The 17,057-nt window shown below is 70.7% G+C and carries 19 protein-coding genes; 10 read left to right on the top strand and 9 right to left on the bottom strand.

The window, feature by feature from the left end:
• Positions 1–49: 49 nt before the first annotated feature.
• The 6 genes from ICW72_RS18350 to ICW72_RS18375 all read right to left on the bottom strand — a co-directional run bounded on the left by ICW72_RS18350 (position 50) and on the right by ICW72_RS18375 (position 4,040).
• Positions 50–805 carry an NAD kinase gene (locus tag ICW72_RS18350; protein WP_191083985.1) on the bottom strand — a complete coding sequence of 252 codons (756 nt, stop codon included), beginning with the start codon at positions 803–805 and terminating at the stop codon, positions 50–52.
• The gene (locus tag ICW72_RS18355; RefSeq protein ID WP_191083986.1) at positions 802–1,629 is read right to left on the bottom strand and encodes a carbon-nitrogen hydrolase family protein; all 828 of its coding nucleotides are present in this window, start codon (positions 1,627–1,629) and stop codon (positions 802–804) included. Before ICW72_RS18355 ends, ICW72_RS18350 begins: the two co-directional genes overlap by 4 nt.
• A gap of 51 nt (positions 1,630–1,680) precedes the next feature.
• Positions 1,681–1,995: a hypothetical protein gene (locus ICW72_RS18360; protein ID WP_191083987.1), complete on the bottom strand. Its 315-nt coding sequence runs from the start codon at positions 1,993–1,995 to the stop codon at positions 1,681–1,683.
• On the bottom strand, positions 1,995–2,987 hold the full coding sequence (gene moaA / locus ICW72_RS18365; protein ID WP_191083988.1) for a GTP 3',8-cyclase MoaA: 993 nt from the start codon (positions 2,985–2,987) through the stop codon (positions 1,995–1,997). The genes ICW72_RS18360 and moaA overlap by 1 nt, the downstream gene beginning before the upstream one ends.
• Before the next feature lie 142 nt (positions 2,988–3,129).
• Positions 3,130–3,873, bottom strand: coding sequence for a sulfite exporter TauE/SafE family protein (locus tag ICW72_RS18370; protein WP_191083989.1), 744 nt, complete (start codon positions 3,871–3,873; stop codon positions 3,130–3,132).
• On the bottom strand, positions 3,873–4,040 hold the full coding sequence (locus ICW72_RS18375; protein WP_223880677.1) for a DUF3553 domain-containing protein: 168 nt from the start codon (positions 4,038–4,040) through the stop codon (positions 3,873–3,875). Before ICW72_RS18375 ends, ICW72_RS18370 begins: the two co-directional genes overlap by 1 nt.
• Before the next feature lie 306 nt (positions 4,041–4,346).
• Between ICW72_RS18375 and ICW72_RS18380 the strand changes: the two genes are divergently transcribed.
• The 9 genes from ICW72_RS18380 to ICW72_RS18420 all read left to right on the top strand — a co-directional run bounded on the left by ICW72_RS18380 (position 4,347) and on the right by ICW72_RS18420 (position 13,955).
• Positions 4,347–4,970, top strand: a complete 624-nt coding sequence (locus tag ICW72_RS18380; protein ID WP_191083990.1) for a histidine phosphotransferase family protein — start codon at positions 4,347–4,349, stop codon at positions 4,968–4,970.
• 119 nt (positions 4,971–5,089) lie between these two features.
• A complete protein-coding gene (locus ICW72_RS18385; protein ID WP_191083991.1) occupies positions 5,090–7,657 on the top strand; it encodes a hybrid sensor histidine kinase/response regulator in 2,568 nt (855 codons plus the stop codon).
• Between the two features lie 97 nt (positions 7,658–7,754).
• Positions 7,755–8,171 (top strand): chemotaxis protein CheW, encoded by a 417-nt coding sequence (locus ICW72_RS18390; RefSeq protein WP_223880678.1) that lies wholly within the window; start codon positions 7,755–7,757, stop codon positions 8,169–8,171.
• Positions 8,168–8,545: a response regulator gene (locus ICW72_RS18395; RefSeq protein ID WP_191083993.1), complete on the top strand. Its 378-nt coding sequence runs from the start codon at positions 8,168–8,170 to the stop codon at positions 8,543–8,545. Before ICW72_RS18390 ends, ICW72_RS18395 begins: the two co-directional genes overlap by 4 nt.
• On the top strand, positions 8,542–9,633 hold the full coding sequence (locus tag ICW72_RS18400; protein WP_223880679.1) for a protein-glutamate methylesterase/protein-glutamine glutaminase: 1,092 nt from the start codon (positions 8,542–8,544) through the stop codon (positions 9,631–9,633). Before ICW72_RS18395 ends, ICW72_RS18400 begins: the two co-directional genes overlap by 4 nt.
• On the top strand, positions 9,630–10,475 hold the full coding sequence (locus ICW72_RS18405; protein WP_191083994.1) for a CheR family methyltransferase: 846 nt from the start codon (positions 9,630–9,632) through the stop codon (positions 10,473–10,475). Before ICW72_RS18400 ends, ICW72_RS18405 begins: the two co-directional genes overlap by 4 nt.
• 24 nt (positions 10,476–10,499) lie before the next feature.
• Complete coding sequence (locus tag ICW72_RS18410) at positions 10,500–11,837, top strand: LLM class flavin-dependent oxidoreductase (RefSeq protein WP_191083995.1); 1,338 nt, start codon at positions 10,500–10,502, stop codon at positions 11,835–11,837.
• Positions 11,838–11,902: 65 nt separating this feature from the next.
• Positions 11,903–12,853, top strand: a complete 951-nt coding sequence (locus ICW72_RS18415) for a tripartite tricarboxylate transporter substrate binding protein (RefSeq protein ID WP_191083996.1) — start codon at positions 11,903–11,905, stop codon at positions 12,851–12,853.
• 178 nt (positions 12,854–13,031) lie between these two features.
• Positions 13,032–13,955 (top strand): manganese catalase family protein, encoded by a 924-nt coding sequence (locus ICW72_RS18420; protein WP_191083997.1) that lies wholly within the window; start codon positions 13,032–13,034, stop codon positions 13,953–13,955.
• Between the two features lie 41 nt (positions 13,956–13,996).
• On the opposite strand, the gene ICW72_RS18425 is transcribed toward ICW72_RS18420, so the two are convergent.
• Positions 13,997–14,452: a MaoC family dehydratase gene (locus tag ICW72_RS18425; protein WP_191083998.1), complete on the bottom strand. Its 456-nt coding sequence runs from the start codon at positions 14,450–14,452 to the stop codon at positions 13,997–13,999.
• A 247-nt stretch (positions 14,453–14,699) separates the two neighbouring features.
• Between ICW72_RS18425 and ICW72_RS18430 the strand changes: the two genes are divergently transcribed.
• Positions 14,700–15,125 carry a hypothetical protein gene (locus ICW72_RS18430; RefSeq protein WP_191083999.1) on the top strand — a complete coding sequence of 142 codons (426 nt, stop codon included), beginning with the start codon at positions 14,700–14,702 and terminating at the stop codon, positions 15,123–15,125.
• Here ICW72_RS18430 and ICW72_RS18435 read toward each other — a convergent pair.
• Both ICW72_RS18435 and ICW72_RS18440 read right to left on the bottom strand, forming a co-directional pair.
• Positions 15,099–15,635 (bottom strand): hypothetical protein, encoded by a 537-nt coding sequence (locus ICW72_RS18435; RefSeq protein WP_191084000.1) that lies wholly within the window; start codon positions 15,633–15,635, stop codon positions 15,099–15,101. The two genes, ICW72_RS18430 and ICW72_RS18435, sit on opposite strands and share 27 nt — an antisense overlap.
• Before the next feature lie 74 nt (positions 15,636–15,709).
• The gene (locus ICW72_RS18440) at positions 15,710–16,972 is read right to left on the bottom strand and encodes an alpha/beta fold hydrolase (RefSeq protein ID WP_191084001.1); all 1,263 of its coding nucleotides are present in this window, start codon (positions 16,970–16,972) and stop codon (positions 15,710–15,712) included.
• Positions 16,973–17,057: the final 85 nt, after the last annotated feature.

Here is a 17,057-nt window from a genome sequence, read left to right on the forward strand (position 1 = left end):
TCGCCGCGCGCGCCGATTTCTTCAATAGCCGGAGTGACGCGCTCAGGCATCAGACGGTGAACTGTTCGGCGATGATGCGCTCGCTCAGGCTGTGCGCCGGGTCGAAGAGCATGGTCATGGAGACGCCCCGGTCCTCCCGCACCTCGACCCGGCGCACGTCGCGCACCTCGGTGTAGTCGGCGGTGGCGGAGACGGGGCGCTTGTCGGCCTCCAGCACCTCGAAGACCACCCGCGCCGTGGAGGGCAGCAGCGCGCCCCGCCAGCGCCGCGGGCGGAAGGCCGAGATGGGGGTGAGCGGCAGCAGGTTGGCATCGAGCGGCACGATGGGGCCGTGGGCGGAAAGATTATAGGCGGTGGAACCGGCCGGCGTGCTGACCAGGATGCCATCGCAGATCAGCTCCGGCAGGCGTTCCTTGCCATCCACCAGGATGCGCAGCTTGGCCGCCTGGCGCGTCTCCCGCAGCAGCGAGACCTCGTTGATGGCCAGCGAGGCATGGGTGCGGTCCCGCCCGTGCGCCCGCATCCGCAAGGGATGGAGCAGGGCGGCCTGGGCGGCGGCCAGGCGCTCCGGCACATCCTCCTCGGTATAGGCGTTCATCATGAAGCCCACGCTGCCGCGGTTCATGCCGTAGATGGGCCGGTTGCGGCCGAGGAAGCGGTGCTGCGTCTCCAGCATCATGCCATCGCCGCCCAGCGCCACGATGTAGTCCGCCGTCTCGGGCGGTGCGTCGCCATAGCGCGCGACCAGGCGTTCGCGGGCCTCCTGCGCCGCCTCGGTCTGCGCGGCCAGGAAGGCGATGCTCACGCGAGGCGCCGGTGTTCGAGCACGGGCATGTCACGCCGCACGCGGGCGGTCAGGGCCCGGTCCAGCCGCGCCGTGGCCCAGCCGATGCCGTCGGAGCATTTGGCCACCACATGCCCCCAGGGGTCGGCCACCAGGGAATGGCCATAGACCTGGCGCATGGCGCCGCGTTCCTCGTAGCTGCCATGGGAGGCGGCGGCGATGATCCAGCACTGGCTCTCGATGGCGCGCGCGCGCAGCAGCACCTCCCAATGGTCCTTGCCGGTCATCAGCGTGAAGTTGGAGGGGACCAGGATGGCCTCGGCCCCGCGTCGCCGCAGGGCGAGATACTGCTCCGGGAAGCGCATGTCATAGCAGATGGTGCAGCCGAAGGTGACGCCGCCGGCCTCGAAGGTGACCAGGCTCTCGCCCCCGCCATAGAGGGCGCTTTCACGATAGCCCGTGCCGTCCGGGCCCGTGATGTCGAAGAGATGGATCTTGCGGTAGCGCGCGATCTCGCGGCCCGTGGGGTCGAAGACCAGGGTGGTGTTGAAGAACCTGCCCTCGCCCTGCTCGATGATCGAGCCGCCATGGACATGGATGCCCGCGCCGCGCGCCACCTCGCGCAGGAATTCATAGGCGGTGCCGCCCGTGCCGCCGGGCTCGGGCAACACCTCCGCAGCGGCGGCGCGGGCCTCACGCCCACCGCCGAGGTTGGTCCAGGTCTCGGGCAGGCTGACCATCTGTGGACGGTCCGCCTCCACCGCGCCCTCGATGAGGCGGCGGGCCTGGGCGATATTGGCGGGCTTGTCGGAGCCCTGGTTCATCTGGAGGACGGAGACGCGCATGGGCGCATCAAGCCACAGTCGGGGCCGCGCCGCAAAAGGGCAGGCGCGGTTTCAGCGCCCCTGCGGCCAATTGATCCGCGGCTCGGCCCGGCGCGGGTGGGCTTCGGGCGGGGCGGCCGCCACGCTGGGCGGGGGTGCCTCGTCCCGCGCCACCAAGGGAAGGCCGCGCGCGGCCAGCGCCCGGATGTCGGCGCGCAGGTCATCGAGCTGCGCCTCGATGGAATCGAGCCGCCCCTTCACCCCGAAGACCGAGAAGGGCATGACCAGCACGCACAGCACGAGCAGGATCAGCACCAGCAGCACGGCCAGCCCGCTCCATTCGGGCAGGCCGGGAATGGTGAGGCGTTGCGCCCAGACCTCCAGCATCAGCCCCCCGTCACGCTCATGTGGCGCGCGACGGCGGGGGCGCGGCGGCGGCGGTCTATCACGAAGTCATGTCCCTTGGGCTTGCGGGCGATGGCATCACGGATGACCTGGCGCAGCCCCTCCTCGCCGAGGCCGGGGTCGCGGAGCGGCGCGCGCAAATCGGCGGCGTCCTCCTGGCCCAGGCACATGTAGAGGGTGCCGGTGCAGGTCAGCCGCACGCGGTTGCAGCTCTCGCAGAAATTGTGCGTCATCGGCGTGATGAAGCCGAGGCGCGTGCCCGTCTCCGCCACGTCGAAATAGCGGGCGGGGCCGCCGGTGCTGTAATCCGTCTCGTTCAGCGTCCAGCGCTGGCGCAGCCGGGCGCGGACGAGGCTGAGCGGCAGGAACTGGTCGGTGCGGTCCTCATTGATCTCACCCAGCGGCATGGTCTCGATCAGGCAGAGGTCGAAGCCATGCTCGCCGCACCAGGCGAGCATCCGGTCGAACTCGTCCTCGTTCACGCCGCGCAGCGCCACGGCGTTGATCTTGACGTGCAGTCCGGCGGATTTGGCGGCGAAGATGCCGTCCAGGACCTTGTCGAGCTCACCCCAGCGCGTGGCCGCCTTGAAGGCGGCGGCGTCCAGCGTGTCGAGCGAAACGTTGATGCGCCGCACGCCCGCCGCGGCCAGCCCCTCGGCGTGTTTCGTGAGCTGGGTGCCATTGGTGGTGAGCGTCAGCTCCTCCAAGCCCCCCGCGCCGATGCGCGCCCCCAGGCTGCGCACCAGGCTCATCACGTTGCGCCGCACCAGGGGCTCGCCCCCGGTCAGGCGGAGCTTGCGCACGCCCAGGCCTATGAAGGTGCCGCAGAGCCGGTCCAGCTCCTCCAGCGTCAGCACCTCGGACTTGGGCAGGAAGGTCATGTCCTCGGCCATGCAGTAGACGCAGCGCAGGTCGCACCGGTCGGTCACCGAGACGCGAAGGTAGCTGATGCTGCGGCCGAAGGGGTCGATCATGGCGGGCGGGGTGTTCCGGATGTCGGGCGGCTGGCCCCGGTATTTGGGGCCGCCGCCCGCCTCGGCGCAACCCCCGCGGCACCGCGGCGGCGCCGCGCGGCGGATTCACGCCTCTGGCGATTCCCCCAAAGGCGATCAGATGTCAGGCGAACAGCGCGATGCTGCCCGCCGTCGTCAGCAGCGCCAGGGCGAAGGGTTTGTAGAAGCGCACCGGCACCACCCCGAACAGCGCCGCCCCCACCCGCACGAAGACCATCAGCACCGGCAGCATGATGAGGAAGCGCAGCAGCACCGGCCCGTCGATCAACCCCGCGAAGAGCGGCACCACGACCGAGATCACCGCGATCAGCCCGAAGAAGAGGATGAGGTTGGCGCGGTGGCGCTTGGCCTCCTCGGGGCCGGCCAGGAGGTAGAGGATGACGGGCGGGCCGCTCATGCCCGTGGCGCCCTTCAGCAATCCGGCCGCCGTGCCCACCGCCACGTTCAGCCCGAAGGGGCGCGCTCCGTGGTAGCGCCAGCCCGACAGCATCAGGAAGCCGAAGACCAGCACCAACCCGCCGATGGCGCGGCGCAGGATCTCGGGGTCCGCCGCTAGCAGCACATAGGCGCCGAGCGGTGTGGCCAGCGCGGCCGCGCCGCCGATGGGGATGATGACCCGCTTGTCCGCGTCGCGGAAGGCGCGCGGCAGGAGCTGCAAGGAGACCAGCAGCTCCATCAGCAGCATCACCGGCACCCCGGCCAGCGGCCCCCAGAGCACCGAATAGATGGGGGCGAGGATGATGGCCGTGCCAAAGCCCGCATAGCCGCGCATGAGCCCCGCGATGGCGGTGGCGAGGATGGCGGCCCAGGTCTGCCAGGCCGCCAGTTCGTTCAGCAGCAACTGCATCAGCCGTGCACCTGTTCGAGCCGCACCAGGGCGAGGTTGAGCAGAAGCTTGCCCGCATGTTCGAAATTCACCGTCACGCGGTCCCCCACCACCGATTGCACCTGGCCCACCCCCCAATCGGGACGCTCGGGGTGGCGCACGCGCATGCCTGGCTCGATTTCGCTCACCCCAACCCCTCTTCTTCGCCCGACATTCTTGCTCCGCGGCGCGGCGCGTCACAGCTTGCCCCCGCATTTTCCACCATCCCGCCTAAAGGATGCGGCAACCATCCCCCCTCTATGCTTCCCGCCAATGACTGCCCCGCGGCACACGCGCAGGCCCGCGCGACGAACGGCCTGCCTTCTCGACGCGTGTCGTTGGAGGTTGATGCTCCGCGTCCGATACTGGCGGGGTGACATGCTGCCCTGCCATCCGGATTCCATGGGTCCGCCGCGATCACGGCGCCCCATCTTGCAGCGAAGTGGAACTCGAACATGCTGGACCAATCCTCCGAGGGCCGCATCACCATCCGCCTGGCGGAGCTGGTGGCGGCGCGCATCTGCCATGACCTGGGCTCGCCCATGGCCAGCATCTCGGCCCTGATGCCCCAGGCCGCGGACCCCGCGGCGCATGCTGTGGTGACGGAGACGGCGGGCGAGCTGCGGGCACGCATGCGCCTGTTCGGCGCCATGTTCGGCCTGGCCGACGAATTGGGCTGGCCCGAGCTGGACGGGCTGGTGCGCGGCGCGCCCATGGCCCACCGGGTGCGCTTCGCCCTGCCGCTGCGGGGCGGCCCCTTCGCCCCGGGCCGCGCGCGCCTCTATCTCGCCGCCGTGCTGCTGGCGGCGGAGGCGCTGCCGCGTGGCGGCGTGGTCCACGTGACCGAATCCGGGGCGGGCGCGCTCGCGCTGCGGCTGGAGGGCCGGCAGACCGAATGGTCGCCCACGCTGCTCGACCTGCTGGCCGGCGGCAGCGTGGAGGCGGCGCTGGAGGAAGGGCCGCGCCGGCTGCTCGCCCCCTGGGTCTTCCTGCTGGCGGCACGGGAACGCCACGCCCTGTCCCTGGCCATGCCGGTCGGCGAGGGCGAGCCCATGCTGTTGTTGCAACCCGAGATGTGAAGGGTTCACCGGCCCGCGCGCACCGGGTCGGCATCCCGCCACCGCTTAACCTTTTCTTCGGTCGGCCCGCGCATTCTGCCCGCTCAATTCCCCGTGATGCCGGAGGAGAAGGGCTGCCCATGGATGACTTGCTCGCCGACTTCCTGACAGAAACCAATGAGGGGTTGCAAAACCTCGACGGCGCGCTGCTGCAGCTCGAACGCGAACCTGCGAACGGCCCGCTGCTGTCGGAGGTGTTCCGCACCGTCCACACCATCAAGGGCACCTGCGGGTTCCTCGGCCTGTCGCGGCTCGAATCGGTCGCGCATGCCGCGGAAAACGTGCTGGGCCTGTGGCGCGACGGCACGCTGACCGTCACGCCCGCCGGCATCTCCCTGATCCTGAACGCGGTGGACCGCATCAAGCAGATCGTGGCGGGTCTGGAGGCCTCGGGCCAGGAGCCCAGCGGCGATGACACCGCGCTGAAGGCGGAGCTGGACGCCGTGGCCGCTGGCCAGCTGCCGACCGAGCCCACGCCCCGCGCCCCCGAGGCCCCGGCGCCACAGGCCGCCCTGGCCGAAGCGGCCCCCGCCATCGAGGCCGCGCCCCCCGCGCCCGAGCCCCGCGCCGCCGCCGAGCCGGTGGCGGAGGTGGTGGGCAGCAGCGCGCCCCAGACCATCCGAGTCGCGGTGGACGTGCTCGAGGACCTGATGGTGCTGGTGAGCGAACTGGTGCTGACGCGCAACCAGCTTCTCCAGCTCGCCCGCTCCGAGGAGAACGCGGCCTTCTCCGTGCCGCTCCAGCGCCTGTCGCAGATCACGTCGGACCTGCAGGACGGCGTGATGAAGACGCGCATGCAGCCCATCGGCAATGCCTGGCAGAAGCTGCCGCGCCTGGTGCGCGACCTCAGTCAGGAACTGGGCAAGCGCATCGTGCTCGACATGCGCGGCGCGGAGACCGAGCTCGATCGCCAGGTGCTCGAACTCATCAAGGACCCGCTGACGCACATGGTCCGCAACAGCGCGGACCACGGCCTGGAAAGCCCCGAGCAGCGCCGCGCCGCCGGCAAGAGCGAGACGGGCCGCATCATGCTCAACGCCTTCCATGAGGGCGGGCATATCGTGCTCGAGATCGGCGATGACGGGCGCGGCCTGAACACCGAGCGCATCAAGGCCAAGGTGCTGGCCCAGGGCCTGACCACCGAGGCCGAGCTCGCCACCATGAACGAGCGCGAGATCCACCGCTTCATCTTCCGCGCGGGCTTCTCGACGGCGGCGGCCGTCACCTCCGTCTCGGGCCGCGGCGTGGGCATGGATGTGGTGAAGACCAACATCGAGCGCATCGGCGGCGCGGTGGATCTGCGCTCACGCGAGGGCCATGGCAGCACCTTCATCATCAAGATCCCGCTGACGCTCGCCATCGTGGCCGCCCTCATCGTGGAGGCGGGCGGCGAGCGCTTCGCCATCCCGCAGAACGGCGTGCTGGAGCTGGTGCGCGTGGGCGATGGCGACGGCCCCAAGGTGGAGCGCATCAAGGACGCCCAGGTGCTGCGCCTGCGCGACCGGCTGCTGCCGTTGGTGCCGCTGCGCCGCATCCTCAGCCTGTCCGAGGACGCCCCCGCCGCGGATGAAAGCGAGAGCTTCGTCGTTGTCACGCAGGTCGGCGCGCAGCTCTTCGGCATCGTCGTGGACCGCGTCTTCGACACGGAGGAGATCGTGGTGAAGCCGGTGGCGCCCATCCTGCGCCACATCACCATGTTCTCCGGCAACACCATCCTGGGCGATGGCAGCGTCATCATGATCCTGGACCCCAACGGGATCGCGCGGGCGACGGGCCTCGGCTCCGAGATCGCGGGGGATTCGGCGACGCTGGCCACCCAGACCTCGGCCGTGGCGCGCGGTCCACGCCAGACGGCGCTGCTGCTCTTCCGCGCCGGCGAGGGCGCGCCCAAGGCCGTGCCGCTCGCACTGGTCGCGCGGCTGGAACACCTGCCGGCCGAACGCGTCGAGCAGGCGGGCGACAGCATGGTGGTGCAGTACCGCGGCAGCCTGATGCCGCTGCTGCCCATCGCGGGCTATGGCGCGCCGCCCGCCGGCGGTGGCGACCAGCCCGTGCTGGTCTTCGGTGATGGTGACCGCGCGCTGGGCCTGATGGTGGACGAAATCCTCGACGTGGTGGACGCGGTGCTGGACATCGACCAGGCCGGGCAACGGCCGGGCTTCCTCGGCTCCTGCGTGGTCAATGGCCGTGTGACGGAAATCCTGGACACCGCGCATTGGCTGCAGCAGGCCAAGGAGGATTGGTTCGGCAACCGCCGCGCCGAGATCGTCCGCCCCCGCGTGCTGATCGTGGAGGACAGCGCCTTCTTCCGGAACCTGGTGGTGCCGGCCGTCACGGCCGGGGGCTACGAGGTGACGACGGTGTCCAATGGCCGCGAGGCGCTCGCGCTGCGCGACGCGGACGAGATGTTCGACGTGATCGTCTCCGACATCGAGATGCCCGAGCTTGACGGCTTTGGGCTGGTCAGCGCCGTGCGCGAAGGCGGCATCTGGGCGGATCTGCCCATGATCGCCCTCTCCGGCCGGTGCGAGCCTGAGGACGTGGCCCGCGGCCGCGGCGCCGGGTTCAGCGACTACATCGGCAAGTATGACCGCGACGCCCTCCTGGCCAGTTTGCAGGACTGCCTGCAACCCGCAGTCGCACCGTGATCCGCCATTCTGAAGGGACACAGACATGCAGCAGCCCCAGACCTTGAACACAGGCGGCCCGCCCTCGCGCGCCGCATTGGGCGCGGACGCCGCCCACATGGTTCTCACCCTCGCCGTGGCGGGCCAGCAATGCGGGGTGCCCGTGCTCTCCGTGCGTGATGTGCTGGGGGTGCAGGTCATCACCCCGATCCCGCTGGCGCCACGCGAGGTGGCTGGCAGCCTGAACCTGCGCGGACGCATCGTGACGGCGGTGGACCTTCGCGCACGCCTGGGCCTGCCGGCCCGAGAGGCGGGCAAGGGCGCCATGAGCGTGGTGGTGGAGGTGGGCGGTGAGCTCTACTCCCTGCTGGCCGACGAGGTGGGCGAGGTGCTCTCGCTTTCCTCCGAGGACCGTGCGGCCAACCCGCCCACGCTCGACAATCTGTGGCGCGACGTCTCGCTCGGCGTGCATCGCCAGGGCGGCAGCCTCCTCGTCATCTTCGACGTGGACAAGCTGCTGGCGCTTTCCGCATGAGCGCCGGGACCTGCCTCGTGGTGGATGACAGCATGGTCGTCCGCAAGGTCGCACGCCGCATCCTCGAGAAGCACGGCTTCACCGTGCGCGAGGCCGAGGACGGGCAGAAGGCGCTGGACGCGTGCCGTGCCGAGATGCCGCGCGCCGTGCTGCTGGACCGCAACATGCCGGTGCTGGACGGCATCGGCTTCCTCAAGGCGCTGCGCGCCGAGTTCGGCCCCGATGATCCCGTGGTGGTCATGTGCACGACCGAGGCCGCGATGGAACGCATCATCGAGGGGATCGAGGCCGGCGCGCAGGAATATGTGATGAAGCCCTTCGACGAGGAGATCCTGCTGGACAAGCTGACCCAGGCAGGGCTGCTGCCGGCATGAGCACCGCCCCGACCGGCGCGCCGGTGCGCGTGATGCTGTGCGATGACAGCGCGACCGCGCGCGGCGCGCTCGCCCGCGTGCTGGAGACCGACCCCGGGCTGCGCGTGGTCGCCCGCGTCGGCGACGGCCGCCAGGCGCTGGAGGCGCTCGACAAGGCGCCCCCGCATGAGCGCGCCGAGGTCATCCTGCTCGACCTCGAAATGCCGCAGATGGACGGGATGACGGCGCTGCCGCTGCTGCTCCAGCGTGAGCCGCGGCCCATCGTCATCGTCGCCTCGGCGCTGACGCAGCGCGGCGCCACGGCCACCATGGCGGCGCTGAAGGCGGGCGCCTCGGACTATGTGCCCAAGCCGGGTGCCGCTGGCGGCGGCCTGCAGGACCCCGCCTTCCGCGCGGAACTGCTGGCGAAGGTGAAGGGCTGGGGCAGGCTGCGCCAGAAGCCGGTCAGCACCTCCGCGCCACGGTCCGCGCCAACCCTCCGCGCCGCGCCGCGCGGCAAGCTGGGGCCAGGGGCGCGGGTGCTGTGCATCGGCAGCTCCACGGGCGGGCCGCAAGCCTTGGCTGCCCTGGTGCGCCGCCTGCCGCGCAAGCTGGCCATTCCCTGCGTCATCGTGCAGCACATGCCGGCGGGCTTCACCGCCATGCTGGCGCAGCACCTCGACGGGCTGGGCGGGCCGCGCGTGTCCGAAGCGAAGGAGGGCCAGCCGCTGCTGCCGGGCGAAATCCTGGTGGCGCCCGGTGACCGCCATTTGCTGCTGCGCGCGGAGGGCGACCGCTTCCTGGCGCAGCTCTCGGACGGCCCGCCCGAGAATTTCTGCCGCCCCGCGGTGGACCCCACGTTGCGAAGCCTCATCGCCGCCTTTGGCAGCCGGGTGCACGCCGTGATCCTGACCGGCATGGGCCATGACGGCCTGGCTGGCTGCCGCGCACTCAGCGAGGCGGGCGGGACGGTCTGGGCGCAGGACGAGGCCTCCTCGGTCGTCTGGGGCATGCCGGGCGCCGTCGCCCGCGCGGGCCTCGCCACGGAACAAGGAACGCCGGAGGCGCTGGGCGAAGCGCTGTCCACGCTGATCGGACGCACCGCATGACCCCCGCGACCTTCACCTTCCTCACCGGCATCGTCCGCGCGCGTTCGGGCGGCGTGATCGGCGCCGACCAGGGCTACATGCTGGAGACGCGGCTGACCCCGCTTCTCAAGCGCGAGAACCTGCCCAGCCTCGACGCCCTGGCCGAGCGGCTGAAGCAGCCGCGCACCGAGGCGCTGGCCCAGGACATGACGGAGCTGCTGACCACGAACGAAAGCAGCTTCTTCCGCGACGGCAAGCCCTTCGAGCATCTGCGGGGCCTCATCCCCAAGCTGCACGCCGCGCGTCCGCCCGGGCAGAAGATCCGCATCTGGTCCGCCGCCTGCTCCACGGGGCAGGAGGCCTATTCCATCTCCATCCTGCTGGCGGAGCTGGCGGAGGCGGACCCGGGCCTCAAGACGCGGCCCTTCGAAATCCTGGGCACGGACATCACCACGGCCGTGCTCGACCGCGCGCGGGCGGGCGTCTTCACCCAGTTCGAGGTGCAGCGCGGCCTGCCCATCCGCACGCTGATGAAGCGCTTCACCCAGGAGGAAGGGCGCTGGCGCATCAAGCCGGAGCTTTCCGCCATCTGCCGGTTCGAGAAGTTGAACCTGCTCGGTGATCTGCGCGGCCTGGGGCGCTTTGACATCATCTTTTGCCGCAACGTCCTCATCTACTTCGACGTGCCCACCAAGGCGCGCGTGCTGGATCAGATCGCGGCGCTGATGACGCCCGATGGCGCGCTCTATCTGGGGGCGGCGGAGACCGCCATCGGCGTCACCCGCGCGCTGGTTCCCCTGCCGGGTGAGCGCGCGGTCTATGGCCCCGCGACGGGCCAGGAACCGGGGCGGTTGCGGGCCTGAGGGGCCGGGCGCAGCATGGCGCCCATGCCCCGAGAGATTCGCCTCAACGCCTTCGACATGGCCTGTGTGGGCCACCTCCAGCATGGGATGTGGACCCACCCGGCCGACCAATCCGCGAACTACAAGCGCCTCGATCACTGGCTGGGAATGGCCCGGCTGCTGGAACGTGGCCTCTTCGACGGGCTGTTCCTGGCCGATGTGCTGGGCGTCTATGACGTGTTGGATGGCAGCCCGGACGCGGCCCTTCGCAGCGCCGCCCAGGTGCCCCTGCTGGACCCCGCGGTGCTGGTGCCGGCCATGGCGGCCGTCACCACGCAACTGGGCTTTGGCATCACCGCCAATCTCTCCTACGAGGCGCCCTATCTCTTCGCCCGGCGGATGAGCAGCCTGGACCACATCACCGGCGGCCGCGTGGGGTGGAACATCGTCACCGGCTATCTCGACAGCGCGGCCCGCGCCATGGGCCTGCCCGCCCAGGGCGCCCATGACGACCGCTATGACGCGGCCGAGGAATACATGGAGGTGGTCTATCGGCTCTGGGAGGAGAGCTGGGCCGATGACGCGGTGCGCGCCGACCGCACGGCCGGAATCTATGCCGACCCCGCGCGCGTGCGCCGCATCCGCCACGAGGGCCGGCAGCACCGGCTGGACGCGCTGCATCTGGTCGAGCCCTCGCCGCAGCGCACGCCCGTGCTCTACCAGGCCGGCGCCTCCGCGCGTGGCCAGGCCTTTGCCGCGCGGCATGCGGAATGCGTGTTCCTCAATGGTGGGCCGGCGCCGGCGGTGGCGCAGCAGGTGGCGGCCTTGCGCGCTGCCACGCCGCGTCCCATCCGCGTCTTCGTGGGGGCCACGCTGGTGCTGGGCCGAAGTGACGCCGAAGCCCAGGCCAAGCTCGACGACTGGCGCGCCCATGCCAGCGTGGAGGGGGCGCTGGCACACGCCTCCGCCTCGCTCGGCGTGGATTTCGGCAAGTATGGGCTGGACGAACCCATCACCGCCGAGAGCAACGCCATCCAGTCCAACCTCGCCGCCCTCGCCCGCGCGGGCGGTGGCGTGGCGACCAAGCGCACCTTGCTCGACCAGTTCATCCTGGGCAGCCGGCAGCGGCCCATGGTTGGCGCCGCCGGGCGCATCGCGGAGGAGCTCATCGCCTATGTGGAAGCCACGGGCGTGGACGGATTCAACCTCTCCCGCACGGTGACGCCCGCCTGCCTCGAGGATGTCGTGGAACTGCTGGTGCCGGAGCTGCAATCGCGCGGCGCCTACAAGACCGCCTATGGCCCCGGCACCTACCGGGAAAAGCTGTTCGGCGCCGGCCCGCGCCTCGCACCTCCACATCCGGCGGCTTTGCTGCGGCGCTGAAGCGTCTGGCGTGCACCGGGCGTCGCGTGCCAGCCTGTGGCCAACAACCACGGGAGAAAACGTCCATGAGCCAGTTCACCCGCCGCGCCGCCTTGGCCGGCGCTGCTCTGCTGCCGGCCGCCGCCGCCGCGCAATCCAGCCGGCCCATCACCCTTGTCGTGCCCTTCCCGCCGGGTGGCTCCACCGACGTCACGGCCCGGCTCCTTGCGGAGCGCATGGCGCCGCTGCTGGGCGGGCCGGTGAATGTGGAGAACCGGCCGGGTGCGGCCACCGTGGTCGGCGCCGATTACGTGGCGCGCAGCCAGCCCGACGGGCACACGGTGCTGGTGAGTTCGGGCAGCACGCTCACCATCAACCCGCATATCCTCCGCAACATTCCCTACAAACGCGAGGATTTCGCGCCGGTCAGCCTGATCTCCACCCTGCCGCTCGCCATCGTGGTGCGGCCCGATGGCCCGCCCACGCTGGATGCGCTGATCGAACGCGCCCGCGCCCATCCGGGCCGCGTGACCTATGGCACCAACGGGCCTTCCAGCTTCAACAACATCGCCTGGGTGCTGGTGACGGAGCAGCTCGGCATCCAGATGCAGGAAGTGTCCTACCGTGGTGACGCCGCGCAGGTGGCGGATTTCCTGGCGGGGCGGCTCGACATGCTGGTCGTGGGCGGCTCCACCGCCCTGCCCATGCACCGCGACGGGCGCGGCCGCATCCTGGGCTGGACGGGCGATGCGCGCATGCCCATCACGCCCGATGTGCCCACCGTCTCCGAACGCGCGCGCGATGCCGTGGCCATCACCTGGTTCGGGCTGCTGGTGCCGGCGCGCACGCCGGCCGCCATGGTGACGCGGCTCAGCCAGGCGGCCGTCACCGCCATGCGTCAGGAGGGCTTCGGATCGCGGTTGGAGGCGGAGGGCCAGACGCTGATGGCCAGCACCCCCGAGGCCTTCGCCGATTTCCTGACGCGGGAGAGCGACCGCTGGGGCCCGGTTCTCCGGCGGATGAATATTGAGATGTGACCTGACAGTCGCTTCACGCAACGGCGCGCTGGGCGGGCCGTTTCAGGACAAGGGCAAGTGAAGGCCGGAAAAACCGCCTTCAACCCCGCATGTATTTCTTGTCCGCGACGCATGCCCCAGGTGCGTGCGGGACAGGAAATGCAGCCGTCCTGGAAACGCCACCGAAAGGCCGCACGCCATGTTCCTCCGCGTTGACAAGCTGCAAACCGAACTCCCCGCGCCGAAGAAGGCCGACCCCAATGCCGGCGCCGCCCTGCAGGAATTGCTGGGCGGGAAGTATGGGGAGATGTCCACCCTCGGGAACTACATGTTCCAGAGCTTCAATTTCCGCAGCAAATCCAAGCTGCGCCCCTTTTACAGCCTGGTGGCCAGCATCACCGCCGAGGAGCTGGGCCATGTCGAGCTGGTGAGCAATGGCGTCGCCATGCTCAACAACGGCCCCGACCATGATGCTGACCAGGAGGATGGCGGTGACATCTCCGGCGCGCCCTTCGAGGCGATGAAGGATATCCGCAGCGCGGCCTCCTTCTTCTCCCATGCCGGGGGTGCCACACCCGTGAACAGCAACTCCATGTCCTGGAACGCGGACATGGTGACGACCACGGGCAACGTGATCACCGACCTGCTGCACAATTTCCACCTGGAATGCGGCGCGCGGCTGCACAAGCTGCGGGTCTATGAGACGCTGTCCGACCCCACGGGGCGGGAGGTGTGCGGCTACCTGCTGGTGCGCGGCTCGGTCCACGCCCATGCCTATGCGCTGGCCATCAAGCAGATCACGGGCGTGGACATCGAGAAGATGCTGCCCACGCCCAACATCAACCTCTCGAACATCCCGGAATGCCAGAAATACTTGGCCGAGGGCTCGCACCGCCGCCTCTACACCTTCAGCCCGGCCGATTACCGCGAGATGTCGGGCATCTGGGGCAATGGCGAACAGGCTCTGCCGGGTGACCCGCCGGGCGAGCTGATGGTGGTGGAGGGCATGCCGGAAGGCGGGAAGATCCACCAGCTCACGGGCGTGCCCTCCGCCTTCACCCCCGACTACGCGCCGGAGGAGATGTTCGAGATCGCGGAGAAGCTCACCAAGGCCGCCCGCTGACACTCCGCGAAGGGGGCGTCAGCGCGCCCCCTTCGGAGGCTTCAGTCGTAGACCTGGCTCAGCGTCTCCGCCACCAGGGCGGGGCGCGAGCTGCCCTCGACCTCCATCTCATTCTCCATGGTCAGGCGCACGCCGCCCTGGATGGGCTCGCAGGCCTTCAGCGTCAGGTGCAGCCGCACCCGGCTGCCGGCCGGCACCGGGGCGGTGAAGCGCACCTTGTTGCTGCCGTAGTTGATCGAGCGGCTGCGATTCACGATGCGATAGACCATCGGAGAAAGGCGCGGCAGCAGCGACAGCGTCAGGAAGCCGTGCGCGATCGTCTTGCCGCCCGGCATCTCGCGCGCGGCGCGTTCGGTGTCGAGGTGGATCCATTGGTGGTCGCCCGTCGCCTCGGCGAAGAGGTTGATGGTGGCCTGGTCCACCGTGATCCATTCGCTGGTGCCCAGCTTCTTGCCGACCCACTCGGCCATGTCCGCGGGCTTCTGGATTTCGAGCATTTCGCCCTCCCTCATTGATGTGTCGGAGGATGATGCCCCAGGCCCGTGGCCTGCGGCACCCCGGGGCGCTCAGCTTTCGTTAACCATCGCAACCTTACGCAGGAGAGGGGGCGCAAGAGGCGCCCTCGCGCGGCCCCCGCCGCATGCGATGGAGAGGAGTTCCTGCCTCATGAGCCTTGCCCTTCTCGATTCCGCCGGCCAAGCGCCGCGCCCTCCTTCCAATCCGATGCGCGGATCACCGCAGGTCATGTCCCTGCCGGCGCTGGCTGAAAGCTGCGCCCGCGCATTGCGTTCCTTCGGGGGCAGCCTGAAGGCGCTGGAGGCGGTGCTCCAGCCCCTGTCCCAGGTGAATCCTGACGGGGTGCAGGCCACCGAAACCCGCGCGGTTCTGGCGGATTCCGTGGCCTTGCTGCAGCGTGAGGGGCCCTCGCTCCTGCTGCGCGCCCAGGCCTTGAGGCTGCGGCTGCACGCCGCGGGCCTCGCCGCGCCGGATGGCCTCGGCGCCGGGCTGCGCGCCCTGCAGCATCAGATTGACGCCCTGCCCGAAGTGGTGGACGGCCTGGGCGAAGGCCTTCCCCGCGCGCGTCAGGTGGCTCAGGACCTGGCCGATGCCTTCGACCGGCTCGCGGCCGGCCAGCCCGCCTCGCTACCGGCCGATCTGCCAGAAACCTGAGGGCGGCTGGGCGCTGGCGGGCGCCGGCCGCGGTGTTGCGGGCGTACCCGCCGCGATGGGCGGCAGGGCGCGCATGGCACCAGGCAGCGCGGGCCCGCTTCGCGCCGGCGGGTTGTCCGGCACGGGCGCGGGCATCGAGGCCAGCGGCGCGCCCGTCACGGCCGAGACGGGAAGGACGGGCGCGGCAGGCGGCGACACGGCGGCGGTGACGGTTCCGGGCGTGCCGGTCTCCAGGCAGCGGAAGCGCAGCTGGTAGCCGCGCGGTTCGATCTGCGTGCCCTCCACCGCGATCATCCGGTTCTGGGCGGCGCAGTATCCGGTGGCCTGGTTCAGCCCGGCCTCGACGGCGGCCGAGGCGCTGGGGCCGGTCGTCGCCAGGCGCAGCAGCCCGCCGCCCATCTCCTCCACCACGGCCGGCGCCGGCGGGTCGGCACGCCCGCAGGCGGCAAGCCCGGCGGCACCCAGCAGCAGGGCGCCCATCAGGGGGGCAATCCGGACGGTCACGCGCATGCGCCTCTCCTCGCCCGCCGCGTGGCGGGACGCCAAGGCCATAATGGCGAAGCCCCAGCCGCGTAAAGCACCCATCACCCCTCCAGCGCCGGCAGCAGGAAATCGAGGAAGCGGGCGGGGTTCTCGGCGAAGGGAAAATGGCCCATCGCGCTCATCCCCTCGAAGCGCGCGCCGGGGATGCGCGCGGCGGTGGCGGCCGAGATTTCCATGGTGCAGGAGAAGTCATACTCCCCCGTCAGCATCACCAGCGGGCAGAGCGTCGTATCAATCCGATGCACCCGGTCCCGCGCGTCCCAGCCGCCCGAATAGAACAGGATGTCGCCGGGGAAGGTGCCGCAGCCGCCCTGGCTGTACTGCCACCACACCTCGGCCGCGCATTCGGCGGGGGAATGCGGTGCCATCAGCCCCTCCACCCATTCGGGGATGAAGATGGCGGCGTTCACGCGCGGGTGGTCGGCGAAGGGGGTGCGGCGACCGGGGATGTGGTCCGCTCCCTCGCAGGAGATGATGCGGGCGAAGCGGGTGGGGGCGCGCAGCGCGATCTCCAGGCAGATCTCGCCCGACATGGAGGCGCCGAGCAGCACGGGGTTCTCGGTGAAGCCCCAGGCCTCGCGGAAGGCCAGGATGAGTTCGGCGTAGAGCTCCGTGTCCAGCGCCCATTCCCCTGGCTGGCCGGGGGCGGGCGAGCGTCCATGGCCCGGCATGTCGAAGGCGGTGATGGCGTAGCCCGCCGCGCGCAGCCGGGGCTCCGCCGCCAGCCGGTGGAATTGCCGCGCATCCGACCCCGCCGTGTGCAGGCCCAGGATGGGCCGGCCCGTGCCGTGGGTCTCGCCATAGAGAACGTAATCCCGCCCGCGCGCCCGCACCGTGACGTAGCGGCCCTGGGCGTCCGGGCAGGGGGTGGGCGTGCCGAGGCGCGGCCGCAGCGAAGCCGGCGCCGGCCCCTGCTTGCCCCAGGATGCCCAGCGCCCGAGGTCCAGCGCGCGGCGCAGGATGTGCGCGTGCTGCGCCCAGGCCAGGTCATCGCCCTCGGCGCTGAATTCCGGCACGCGCATCCGCAGCGCGAAGAGGTTGTGGTGGTGGCGCGCGGGCAGGGGCTTCATGAATTCTTCCCACACCGCGGCCGGGGCGGTGAAGCGGGTGGGGGCCTCGGCGCCTTCCGCCAGGGTGATGCGCCCGCCGGCCAGTGTCAGGGTGATGGCACGGCCAGGCTGGACCAGGGCGAAACGCGCCTCCGCGCCGGGCAGGCGGTGCGCCAGTGTCGCATCGGCGTCCAGCAGCGCCTGCCAGCGCGCGGTGGCGCCCTCGGCCGCGCACCAATCCCAACCCTGGGCCATGAACCCCGCCTCCCGTCTCGTTGGTTCGCAGCATTGAGCCGACGCGGCGCGCGCGCAACGGGGGCGGTTCACAGGGCGGGAGGGA

The sequence above is a fragment of the Roseococcus microcysteis genome, from assembly GCF_014764365.1.
Lineage (GTDB): Bacteria > Pseudomonadota > Alphaproteobacteria > Acetobacterales > Acetobacteraceae > Roseococcus > Roseococcus microcysteis.